This is a genomic window from Mycobacterium sp. 852002-51961_SCH5331710, from assembly GCF_001665535.1.
Lineage (GTDB): Bacteria > Actinomycetota > Actinomycetes > Mycobacteriales > Mycobacteriaceae > Mycobacterium.
This window is the reverse complement of record NZ_LZSQ01000093.1, coordinates 1-11155: the sequence shown is the minus strand read 5'-3', so window position 1 is coordinate 11155 and position 11155 is coordinate 1. Positions and strand designations below refer to the sequence as shown.

Below are 11155 nucleotides of genomic sequence, written 5' to 3'. Positions count from 1 at the left end.
CCAGGGCCCAAAACTTATTGCCGGTCCGCTGACCTGGAGGTATACCGGTGTAGTCGGTGCCGGCGCCCTGGCCCGGCGAGCGGTGTTTTCGTATTCACTCCTCGGCGACGTCGCCTGACGCCTACGCTAATTTTCCCGGTCATTTCGAAGGACACATATGAAAGCGTCACGTCTCACGGCCCCGAGGCTGCTGATCGCCGCGTGTGGTGTGGCCGCCTCCGGGTTCTTCTTCGCCTCCGCTCCCGCGGCAGCCGAGCCGTTCGATCCGGCCCCACCCGGGCCCTCCACCGGTGCGTCCGATGTGATCCCGGCGGTCGGGGTGCTCGAAGGCATGTGGCGTCAGTACGTGCCCCGCGACGCGGCCCCGCCGGCGCAGATGGGCGCGGTCGATCGGTTCTTCGACGATTTCGTGCCGACACCAAACCAGGTCAGCGACTTCTTCTCGTTCATCCAGCAGTTCCGGCTCCGCTGAGCGGGTTGCGCGAGCCGCAATGCGGCTCCAGCTCAATCGTTTTCGGGTGAGAGGAGCCGCTCGACGTATTTGGCGATCACGTCCACCTCGAGGTTGACCAGCGTGCCGACCTCGGCACGGCCGAGGATGGTGAGGTCGAGCGTCGTCGGGATCAACGACACCTCGAACCAGTCGTGTCCGAGCGCGGACACCGTCAGCGAGACTCCGTCGACGGTGATGGAGCCCTTCTCGACCACGTACCGCGACAGCGCGGTCGGCAGCGCGATGCGCACCACCGTCCAGCGCTCCGACGGAGTCCGCGCGATGACGTGACCGGTGCCGTCGACGTGTCCCTGGACGATGTGACCGCCGAGGCGGCTGTTGACGGCCGCGGCCCGCTCGAGGTTCACGCTGCTGCCCACCCCGAGGCGGCCGAGGCTGGAGCGGTCCAATGTCTCGCCGATCACATCGGTGGTGAAGATCGCATCCGGGCGCGCCTCGACGACGGTGAGGCAGACACCGTTGACCGCGATCGAGTCGCCGTGGCGGGCGTCCGATGTGACGAGGGGGCCGCGGATGGCGAGCCGGGCGAAGTCGCCGAGATCCTCCTTGCCGACGACCTCACCGACCTCTTCGACGATTCCGGTGAACACGCCGCCAGACTATCGGGTGCGACTTATGGAGTGAGGTGTCAGCTTCGGAGGAAACGTCTCACCGCGACACCGCCGTCATGGCTGCTCGGAAACTTCGGAAATGCCGAGGTTAGGAGTCATTTATAGGCATGTGAACGCGCCCCGCCGGCGCCGACGGTGCATCTGCACCCTCTACGATGCAAGTCATGCCCAAGCGCCTCGTGATGATCTTGTTCACCTTTGCCGCCGCTGTCGCTCTCTTCGCGGGGTGCTCCAAGTCCGAGGAGCCCGCGAAGGATCTCCCCGATGCCGCGACGCTCCTCCAGCAGTCCAGCCAAACCACCAAGAGCCAGACGAGCGCGCACATGAAGCTCGCAATGGAGGGTCCACCCGAGAAGTTGCCGATCGAGATGCTCGAAGGCGATCTCAGCAACGCCCCGACATTCGTCGCTCAAGGGACGGTCAATTTGCGGATGATGGGCCAACGCCTTGAGGGGGTGGAATTCAAGGTGGTCGATGGCACCCTCTACGCGTCGTTGACTCCGGGCGCAGGGTTGTCGAACTTCGGGCCTGCAGCCGATGTGTATGACGCGTCGCTGATACTCAACCCGGAGACTGGCCTCGCCAATGTCCTCGCTAATTTCTCTGACCCGAAGGCCGAGGACCGCGAGACGATCAACGGCACAGAGACCGTCCGCATCACCGGAAACGTCAGCGCTGACGCTGTGAACAAGATCGCCCCACAGATCGGTGCGACGGGTCCGGTGCCAGGCACCGCGTGGATCGCCGAGGAAGGCGACCATAAGTTGTCCCAGGTCAAGCTGCAAACCAGTTCGGACACCAGCATCACCATCACGATGTCGGAGTGGGGCAAGCCGGTGACGGTCACCAAGCCGCCGGCGGCCTGATGTCTGTTTCAGCACGAGCTACCGACACCAGCAGGGAAAACACGCCTACGCCGTCGAATCGTCGAATCGCGATCAGCGCAGGCAGCCTAGCGGTGTTGCTTGGAGCGCTCGACACCTACGTCGTCGTCGCGATCATCAGCGACATCATCACCGATCTCAGTATTCCGGTGAATCAGATCCAACGGGTGACCCCGATCATCACCTGTTACCTGTTGGGTTATATCGCCGCAATGCCGCTGCTAGGCCGAGCTTCCGATCGGTTCGGGCGCAAGTTCATCCTTCAACTGAGTCTGACCGGGTTCGCCGTCGGGTCGGTCATCACCGCGCTGTCCAACGACCTGGTTCCCATGGTGATCGGGCGCTCGATCCAGGGTGTCGCCAGCGGTGCTCTCCTGCCGGTCACATTGGCGCTCGCGGCCGATCTATGGGCCAGCCGCAGCCGGGCGTCGGTTCTGGGCGGCATAGGTGCTGCGCAGGAGTTGGGCAGTGTCCTGGGGCCGCTGTACGGCATCGTCGTTGTCGCGGCCCTGAGCACGTGGCGCGATGTGTTCTGGATCAATGTCCCCTTAGCTGCGATCGCGATGTTGCTGATCCACTTCAGCCTGCCCGGGCGCCTGAAACCCGAGATCCCGGAGCGGGTCGATGTGGTCGGCGGCATTCTGCTGGCCATTGCGCTCGGCTTGACGGTGATCGGTCTTTACAACCCCGCGCCCGACGGCCGCAAGATTCTGCCGAGCTATGGACTGCCCGTTCTAATAGGCGCGGCTATTGCCCTGATCTTGTTCTTCATTTGGGAGCGATTCGCCCGCACACGGCTCATCGAACCGGCAGGCGTGCATTTCCGACCATTCCTGGCAGCACTTGGAGCATCGCTGTGCGCGGGCGCTGCGCTGATGGTGACGCTCGTCAATATCGAACTGTTCGGCCAGGGGGTCCTCGCCAAGAATCAGACGGAGGCCGTCCTTCTGCTGCTGCGCTTCTTGATCGCCCTGCCGATCGGCGCCGTGATCGGCGGGTGGCTCGCAACGCGCGTCGGCGACCGCGCGGTGACCTTCATCGGGCTCATGATTGCCGCTGGAGGGTACTGGCTTGTGTCTCACTGGCACGCCGATGTGCTCACCACCCATCACGACCTCGGCTTTGTGCAGCTGCCCGTGCTCGACACGGACCTGGCCATCGCCGGCTTGGGCCTCGGCCTCGTGATCGGCCCCCTCACCTCCGCCGCCCTCCGCGTCGTACCGGCCGCCCAGCACGGGATCGCTTCAGCGGCCGTCGTGGTCGCACGCATGGTCGGGATGCTGATCGGGCTGGCCGGGTTGACCGCTTGGGGCCTGTACCGCCTCAACCAGCACCTTCAAAGCCTGCCGTTTCCGCCGGCCAACACCCTGGCCGAACGCGTGGCGGCCGAAGCGAACCGGTACCGCGAGGCCTATGTCCTGCAGTACGGCGACATCTTCCTGGTCACGGTTGTGGTCTGCGTCGTCGGCGCGCTCCTGGGCCTACTCATCGGTGGCAAGCAGGAGCACGCCGACGAACCGGCGGAGTTGGAGGAGGCCGCGAGCCCGGATCCCGTCGAGGGCGCCTAGCAGCGCTCGAGGCCGGGCTGAAGCAGCGCGGGCTCGGCCGGCCGGGCGTCCTGTTCGGTGGGTTGTGAGGTCGGGATCCTGAAGGCGTCGCAGATGAACGCCTTGAGGGTCCGAGGATGCATCGGGCGATGAGTAAGCCAGTCCTGCAGTGCAGTCATGGGTCGTCCTTTGTTCGTGCTCACCAGCGCGCAAATCGTCGGTGAAGGCGCGATTGCGGCGGGCCCGTCGGGGCCCACTCTGGTACGAGTGTACCGAGGTAATCGCGCTGATTGACTCCTAGACGCGCGGGGTATGCGGGGCATCACACCTACCTCAACGGAGAAAGCTGATGGCAAGTTCACTGAATGGCAAGAAGATTGCGTTTCTGGTCGCCCCCGAAGGTGTGGAGCAGGTCGAGCTGACCGAGCCGTGGAAGGCCGTCGAGCAGGCCGGTGGCACCCCCGAACTGGTCTCGACGGAGGTCGGCAAGATCCAGGCGTTCAACCACTTGACCCCGGCCGACACCTTCGACGCCGAGAAGTCCGCCGACTCCGCGTCGGCGTCCGACTACGCCGCGCTGGTGCTGCCCGGCGGCGTCGCCAACCCCGACAATCTGCGGATGAACGGCGACGCGGTCGCGTTCGCGAAGAGCTTCTTCGATGCGGGAAAACCGGTCGCGGTGATCTGCCACGGGCCGTGGACGCTCATCGAGGCCGACGTGGTGCGGGGACGCACCATCACGTCGTGGCCCAGCGTGAAGACCGATCTGGTGAACGCCGGTGCCAATTGGGTCGACGACGAGGTCGTCGAATGCTCGCGTGGGCCAAACACTTTGGTGTCCAGCCGTAAGCCGGATGACCTGCCCGCATTCTGTAACACGTTGGTCAGTGCTTTCGCGAAGTAGCCGAAACCCGAAGCGCCGACCGACGTCGCCGGGGTAACGTCGCCGACATGCTCATCGCCGCGCTGCGCGACATGCAGTGGCGAAGGCGACGTTTCGCCATCGCGGTGCTGTCCACGGCGATCATTTTCGGGATGACGCTGGCGCTCACGGGCCTGGCCAACGGTTTCCAGACCGAGGCCAGACGCACGGTCGACTCACTCGGTGTGGACCAGTTCATCGTCAAGGCGGGCGCATCCGGTCCGTTCGTCGGCGCCACACCGTTCGCGCCGGTGGAATTGCGCCGCATTGCCGCGGCTCCCGGCGTCGACGTCGCCGCTCCCCTGGCCTATGCCGGCGGCACCGCGACGCTCGACGGGGATACCCGCAACGTCGACATCTTCGGCGCGCCCGAGCGCGGACCGGGGATGCCGCCGGTCATCGAAGGTCGTGCGCCCACGGTCCCGGGCGAGGTCGCGGTGTCGACGACGCTGGGCCGCGGCCTCGGCGACGAGGTCGAGATCGCCTCGCAGCGCCTGCGGATCGTCGGCCTGGTGGAGAACTCGACCGCATTGGCCAACCTGCCCAATGTGTTTCTCACCACAGAGGGTGCGCAGGAGTTGGTGTACGGCGGTGAGCCACTGGTCGCCTCCATCGGTGTGCGCGGTGCGCTGGAGCGCGTGCCGAACGGATATCGGGCGGTCGATCGCGCCGGCGCCATCGCCGATCTGCTGCGACCGCTGAAAGTGGCGGTCAATTCGATCACGATCGTCGCGGTCCTGCTGTGGATCGTCGCGGCGCTGATCGTGGGGTCGGTGGTCTATCTGTCGGCGTTGGAGCGGCTGCGGGACTTCGCCGTTTTCAAGGCGATTGGTGTGCCGACTCGTTCGGTGATGGCCGGGCTCGCCCTGCAGGCGGTGATCGTGGCGCTGGCGGCCGCGCTGGTCGGGGCCGGGCTCTCGTTGTTGCTCGGACCACTCTTCCCGATGCAGGTGATCATCCCCACAACGGCTTTCGTCGCACTGCCGGTGGTCGCGGTGGTGATCGGCCTCATCGCCAGCGCGGCTGGATTGCGCCGCGCGGTATCCGTCGATCCCGCACTGGCTTTCGGGGGACCCTGACCGATGGGCGATCTGTCGATCCAGAACCTCGTGGTCGAATACACCAGCGGCGGACACACCGTCCGCCCGATCGACGGCCTGGACCTCGATGTGCCTGCGGGATCGTTGGTGATCCTGATGGGCCCCAGCGGATGCGGGAAGACCACGCTGTTGTCGTGTCTCGGCGGGATCCTCCAACCCAACGCGGGCGCAATCAAGTTCGGCGATGTCGACGTGACGTCGCTGAGCGCCAAGGAGCTTGCGATCTATCGACGCGAGACGGTGGGCTTCGTGTTCCAGGCTTTCAACCTGGTGCCCAGCCTCACCGCGGTGGAGAACGTGATGGTGCCGTTGCGCGCATCGGGTATGTCGCGCCGCGCTTCTCGCAAACGCGCCGAACAGCTCCTGGCCCGCGTGGGTCTGGAGGACCGCCTGGACCACCGGCCGGGCGACCTCAGCGGCGGACAGCAGCAGCGCGTGGCGGTGGCCCGCGCCATCGCGCTCGATCCCCCGCTGATCCTGGCCGACGAGCCCACCGCGCACCTGGATTTCATCCAGGTCGAGGAGGTGCTCAAGCTGATTCGCGAACTCGCCTCCGGCACCCGGATGGTCGTCGTCGCCACTCACGACAGCCGAATCCTTCCGCTGGCCGACCGCGTCGTCGAGATGGTGCCCAACTTCGCCTCCGCCGACCGTCCGCCAGAGACGGTGGAATTGGAGGCCGGTCAGGTGCTCTTCGAACAGGGCACGATGGGTGACCTCATCTACACCGTGGACGACGGCGAGATCGAGATCGTTCGCGAACTGCCCGGCGGTGGTGAGGAATTGCTGAAGTCCGCCGGCAAGGGCGACTATTTCGGGGAGATCGGGCCGCTGTTTCACCTGCCCCGGTCGGCCACCGCTCGCGCCCGCACCGATGCGACCGTCGTGGGCCACACCGTGCAGGCGTTCCGGGAACGCCTGGGGATGGCGGGAGTTCGCGACCTAATCGAGCACCGCCCGCTGAGCGGCGAATCAGACGAATCTACGCAGGAATGAGGCTCAGCAGAACGTCGGGACCGATCGGCTCGATCCCGTCGAAACGCCATCGCTGCGCGTGCGCGATGCTCAACACGCCCACGTCGTCCACCGCGGTGATCGGACCGCCGAGCAGGATGGGCGCGACGTAGGCGAGGATCCGGTCGATCACGCCGGCGCGCAGGAAGGCGCCCGCCAGCGTCGGGCCGCCCTCGAGCAGCACATCGGTCCGATCCGACAGTGCCTTGATCACCTCGTGGGGATCGTGGGTGCGGATCACCATCGTGCGCGAGTCGTCGTTGAGAACCCGTGCCTCCTGCGAGATCTCACGCTCACCGACGACGACGCGCAACGGCTGACGCTCGGCCAGCGTGCCGTCGGGAAGGCGGGCCGTCAGCGCAGGATCGTCGACGAAGACGGTCCCGGTGCCCACCACGATCGCGTCGGCAACCGCGCGCCTGCGATGCACGTCCGCGCGGGCGGCTTCGCTGGTGATCCACTGGCTGCTGCCGTCCGCGGCCGCGCTGCGGCCGTCCACGCTCGTCGCGAATTTCCATGTCACATGCGGAGATCCGGTGCGCTGTTTGTGCAGCCACTCGCGAAGTGGGCCCCCGGCTACCGCGTCGGCGAGCACTCCGGCGGTCACGGCGACTCCGGTCTCGGCGAGGCGCGCGGCACCTCCCGCGGCGATCGGGTTGGGATCGGCGACCGCGTAGGCGACCGCCGAAACACCCGCGGCGACAAGCGCGTCCACGCACGGCGGCGTCCTGCCGTGATGGTTGCACGGTTCGAGCGTGACGACGGCGGTGCCGCCCGCGGCACGTTCACCCGCCCTGCGCATCGCGAGCACCTCGGCGTGCGGACCGCCGGGGGGTTCCGTCGCGCCCACGCCGGCCACCTCGCCGTCGCGGTCCAGGATCACCGCTCCGACTGGTGGATTGGGGTATGTCGTGCCCTTGACCTTCTCGGCCTGTTGCATCGCCAGCCGCATCGCGGCTTCGAGGTTCATGCCCGCAGATGCTTGGACGCCGCGGCGGCCTGCCTGCGCAACGACTCCACCGCCGCGGCCGGATCCTCCGCGCTGTAGACGGCCGATCCCGCGACGAAGCAGTCCACGCCCGCCTCGGCCGCCTGCTCGATGGTGTCGGCGTTGATGCCGCCGTCGATCTCGACCACGATCGTCAACTCGCCCGCGTCCACGAGTCGCCGAGCGGTGCCGACCTTGACCAGCACTTCCGGAATGAACTTCTGGCCGCCGAAGCCCGGCTGCACCGACATGATCAGCAGCGTGTCGAACTCCGGCAGGATCTCCAGGTACGGCTCCAACGGGGTGCCGGGCTTGACCGAGAGGCCTGCCTTGGCCCCCGCCGCCCGGATGTCGCGGGCGACGCCGATCGGGTTGTCGGTGGCCTCGGCGTGAAAGGTCACGTTGTACGCGCCCGCCTCGGCATACGGCGGCGCCCACCGGTCGGGGTTCTCGATCATGAGGTGGCAGTCCATCGGGATGTCGGTCACCTTCAGCAGCGACTCGACAACCGGCTGACCGATCGTCAGGTTCGGGACGAAGTGGTTGTCCATCACGTCGACGTGCAGCCAGTCCGCACCCCGCACCGCCTCGGCCTCCTCGGCGAGTCTGGCGAAGTCGGCAGCCAGGATCGACGGCGCGATCAGGGGTCCAGCCATGGGCCTACCCTACTTTGAGCGCGGCGGCGAACATCGCATCGGTGCCGTGGCGGTGCGGCCACAACTGAACGTGCGGCCCGTCGCCGAGACCGTCGACGGGCGCGAAGAGCGGTCGGGTGTCCACGGCCGTCACGGGGTGCCGGCGCAGCGCGTCCGAGATGACGCCGACCGTCTCGGCGAGATGCGGCGAACAGGTGGCGTAGAGCACCACGCCGCCCGGCCGCGTCAGCCGGATCGCCGAGGCGAGGAGTTCGCGTTGCAGTTTGGCCAGCGGCGGCACATCGTTCGGCTTGCGTCGCCAGCGCGCCTCCGGCCTGCGTCGCAGCGCCCCGAGGCCGGTGCACGGGGCGTCCACCAGGACGCGGTCGAAACCCGGCTCGATGCCCGGGTCGCGGCCGTCGACGCGCAGCACGTCGACCGGCAGGCCGCGGGTGTTCTGCTCGACGAGGTCGGCGCGCGCGGGTGCGGGTTCGACCGCGGTGACCCGGGCACCGTCCGGGGCGAGTGCGGCCAGCAGCGCGGTCTTCCCGCCGGGGCCGGAACACAAATCCAGCCATCGCCCGCCGTCGGCGCCGTCGACCTCGGCCAGGGTCAGTGCCCGCGCCACGAGTTGGCTGCCCTCGTCCTGGACCAGCGCGGCGCCGTCGCGCACGGCCTGCAGTCGGCCAGGGTCGCCTCCCGTGAGATACACCGCGTACGGCGAATACCGGCCGACGCTGCCGTCGACCTGCGCGGCCAGGTCGGCGGCGGTCAGCGCCCCGGGACGGGCGGCGAGGTGGACCGCGGGCCGGGCGTCGTCGCTGGCCAGCAGCGCATCGAGCTGACCGGCGTCGGCGCCGAGCGCATCGGCGAAGGCCTGAGCGATCCACCGCGGGTGTGCGTGCACGAACGCCGCATGCCCGACCGGATCGGAAGCCGCGTCCGGCGCCAGTTCCGCGATCCAGGCCTGTTCGTCGCGGGATGCGATCGTGCGCAGCACACCGTTGACGAAACCCGCACGGGCCGTGTCGAATTCGATGCCGGCCTGCTCGACGGTGGTGGACACCGCGGCATGTTGTTCGACCCGCGTACGCAACAGTTGGTAGGCGCCGAGCCGCAGCAGGTCGAGCAGGACGGGGTCGATCCTGTCCGTCGGACGGCCCGCGGCGGCGGCGATGACCGCGTCCAGCAGGCCCCTGGTCCGGCAGGCGCCGTAGGCGAGTTCGGTGGCGAAGGCCGCGTCGCGGCCGCTGATACCGCGATCGCGCAGGATCGGCGGCAGCGCGAGATTGGCGTATGCGTCCTTCTCCGAGACCGCGCGTAGCACGTCGAACGCGGCGCGGCGCGCCGGGTCGAGCGGCTTGCGCCGTTGTGGTCGACGGTTGTGCGGCCGCGTCATTCGGCTCGCACCGTGTCGTCGAGCCGGGCGCCGCGGGCCCAGTCGGCCGCGTTCATCGCCTTCTTGCCGGGTGGCTGGATGAGACCGAGACGCACGGGGGCCGATGCGGTACCGATGTGCACCCCGTCGCGGGCGGCGCGAATCGCGCCGGGCTGCAGGGGTACGGCCTCTTCCTCGACGGTGACGGGGCCGAGTTTGACCCTCAGGTCGCCGATCATCGTCCAGGCGCCGGGATTCGGTGTGACCGCACGGATCCGTCGCTCGACGACGTGCGCGGGTAGGTCCCATCGCACCCTGGCCTCGTCGACGGTGATCTTCGGGGCGATGGTCACCCCCTCCGAGGGTTGCGGCACCGCGGTCAGGGTGCCGTCGGCGATGCCGTCGAGCGTGTGGCTCAACAGCTCGGCCCCCGAGATCGACAGTCGCTCAAGCAGATCACCGGCGGTGTCGGTCGGCCGGATGGTCTCGGTGACGACGCCGTAGACGGGACCGGAGTCGAGCGCGGGTTCGATGAGGAACGTCGTCGCACCGGTCACGGTGTCGCCCGCGGCGATCGCGGCCTGCACCGGGGCCGCCCCACGCCAGGCGGGCAGCACGGAGAAATGCAGGTTCACCCAGCCGCGCTCGGGCACCGCGAGGAGTGGCTCGCGCAGCAGCGCGCCGTAGGCGACCACCGCGCAGCATTCCGGTGCCAGCTCGGTCAGTTCGGCGACGAACTCGTCGGAGTTCGGCTTCGACGGCCGCAGCACCGGGATGTCGTGCTCGAGCGCCAGCCGTGCGACCGGGGACGGTGCCGGCTTACCGCGCCGGCCCGCCGCCGCGTCGGGGCGGGTCAGCACCGCGATGACGTCGTGACGTGGCGATTCGATGAGTCGGCGCAGCGGCGGCAGGGCGGGTTCCGGGGTGCCGGCGAAGACGATGCGCACCGGGTCAGTCTAGAGACGACGCTCGCGCCGTCTCGGAGCGCTCAGCGCGGGGTCTGGTAGTACTCGCGCTCGGACACACCGGTCAGCGGGGCGACGAACATCCACGGGATCGTGGTGAGCGACCGGTTCAGGGTCGCGACCGCGTCGTTGTAGTACTGCCGCGCGAATGCCAGCTTGTTCTCGCTGTCCGTTAGGTTCTCCTGCAGGTTCAGGAAGTTGTTCGACGAGTTGAGCTGTGGGTACTGCTGGCCGAGCGCCAACAGCGGCGCCAGCGCGGTGTCGAGTTCCTTCTCGGCCGCGCTGCGCTGCGCCACCGACTTGCCGGTGGTGGCGGAGGCCAGCGCGGCACGGGCATTGGTGACGTGGTCGAGGATGCCCTTCTCGTGCGCGGCGAAGGTCTGCACGGTGTGCACGAGGCTCGGGATCAGCGACGCCCGACGCGTGAGTTCCACATCGATGCCGCTGAGGGCCTCGGCGACCCGCACGTCGGCCGAGCGCAACTTGTTGTAGCCCAACACGAACACGATGAACGCCAACACCGCCAGCAGCAGCGCGATCACCAGTAGCAACGTCACCATGAGCCGCCTCCTCCTCCGCCTGTCTCTTATACACATC

Annotated in this window: 13 protein-coding genes; 6 read left to right on the top strand and 7 right to left on the bottom strand. The window is 67.9% G+C overall.

The annotated features are described in order from the left end of the window. Positions 1-157: 157 nt before the first annotated feature. The gene (locus A5752_RS16355) at positions 158-472 is read left to right on the top strand and encodes a hypothetical protein (RefSeq protein WP_067087607.1); all 315 of its coding nucleotides are present in this window, start codon (positions 158-160) and stop codon (positions 470-472) included. 32 nt (positions 473-504) lie between these two features. Here the strand turns inward: A5752_RS16355 and A5752_RS16350 are convergent, their stop codons facing one another. Further along, positions 505-1104 (bottom strand): riboflavin synthase, encoded by a 600-nt coding sequence (locus A5752_RS16350; RefSeq protein WP_067087605.1) that lies wholly within the window; start codon positions 1102-1104, stop codon positions 505-507. Positions 1105-1289: 185 nt separating this feature from the next. On the opposite strand from A5752_RS16350, the gene A5752_RS16345 reads away from it, so the two are divergent. Together A5752_RS16345 and A5752_RS16340 are read left to right on the top strand one after the other, a co-directional pair. Beyond that, positions 1290-1991, top strand: a complete 702-nt coding sequence (locus A5752_RS16345; protein ID WP_067087636.1) for an LppX_LprAFG lipoprotein — start codon at positions 1290-1292, stop codon at positions 1989-1991. Then, on the top strand, positions 1991-3577 hold the full coding sequence (locus A5752_RS16340; RefSeq protein ID WP_067087633.1) for an MFS transporter: 1587 nt from the start codon (positions 1991-1993) through the stop codon (positions 3575-3577). The genes A5752_RS16345 and A5752_RS16340 overlap by 1 nt, the downstream gene beginning before the upstream one ends. Here the strand turns inward: A5752_RS16340 and A5752_RS27780 are convergent. After that, entirely contained in the window at positions 3574-3735 is a 162-nt protein-coding gene (locus A5752_RS27780) for a hypothetical protein (RefSeq protein WP_197500647.1), read from the bottom strand. The two genes, A5752_RS16340 and A5752_RS27780, sit on opposite strands and share 4 nt — an antisense overlap. Positions 3736-3905: 170 nt before the next feature. On the opposite strand from A5752_RS27780, the gene A5752_RS16335 reads away from it, so the two are divergent. Genes A5752_RS16335 through A5752_RS16325 form a run of 3 tightly spaced genes read left to right on the top strand, consistent with a single transcriptional unit; the run spans position 3906 to position 6574 of the window. Then, entirely contained in the window at positions 3906-4460 is a 555-nt protein-coding gene (locus tag A5752_RS16335) for a type 1 glutamine amidotransferase domain-containing protein (RefSeq protein ID WP_197500646.1), read from the top strand. Positions 4461-4507: 47 nt separating this feature from the next. Further along, positions 4508-5557 carry an ABC transporter permease gene (locus tag A5752_RS16330; protein ID WP_067087604.1) on the top strand — a complete coding sequence of 350 codons (1050 nt, stop codon included), beginning with the start codon at positions 4508-4510 and terminating at the stop codon, positions 5555-5557. 3 nt (positions 5558-5560) lie between these two features. After that, positions 5561-6574: an ABC transporter ATP-binding protein gene (locus tag A5752_RS16325; RefSeq protein WP_067087602.1), complete on the top strand. Its 1014-nt coding sequence runs from the start codon at positions 5561-5563 to the stop codon at positions 6572-6574. Here A5752_RS16325 and ribD read toward each other — a convergent pair. Genes ribD through A5752_RS16300 form a run of 5 tightly spaced genes read right to left on the bottom strand, consistent with a single transcriptional unit; the run spans position 6561 to position 11118 of the window. Continuing rightward, positions 6561-7562 (bottom strand): bifunctional diaminohydroxyphosphoribosylaminopyrimidine deaminase/5-amino-6-(5-phosphoribosylamino)uracil reductase RibD, encoded by a 1002-nt coding sequence (gene ribD, locus A5752_RS16320; RefSeq protein ID WP_067087600.1) that lies wholly within the window; start codon positions 7560-7562, stop codon positions 6561-6563. The genes A5752_RS16325 and ribD overlap by 14 nt on opposite strands. Further along, positions 7559-8236, bottom strand: coding sequence for a ribulose-phosphate 3-epimerase (rpe, locus tag A5752_RS16315; RefSeq protein WP_067087598.1), 678 nt, complete (start codon positions 8234-8236; stop codon positions 7559-7561). Before rpe ends, ribD begins: the two co-directional genes overlap by 4 nt. 4 nt (positions 8237-8240) lie before the next feature. After that, on the bottom strand, positions 8241-9614 hold the full coding sequence (locus tag A5752_RS16310) for an RsmB/NOP family class I SAM-dependent RNA methyltransferase (protein WP_067087596.1): 1374 nt from the start codon (positions 9612-9614) through the stop codon (positions 8241-8243). Then, positions 9611-10540, bottom strand: coding sequence for a methionyl-tRNA formyltransferase (gene fmt / locus A5752_RS16305; protein WP_067087594.1), 930 nt, complete (start codon positions 10538-10540; stop codon positions 9611-9613). Before fmt ends, A5752_RS16310 begins: the two co-directional genes overlap by 4 nt. A gap of 41 nt (positions 10541-10581) precedes the next feature. Further along, positions 10582-11118, bottom strand: coding sequence for a LemA family protein (locus A5752_RS16300; protein ID WP_067087591.1), 537 nt, complete (start codon positions 11116-11118; stop codon positions 10582-10584). Positions 11119-11155 lie beyond the last annotated feature (37 nt).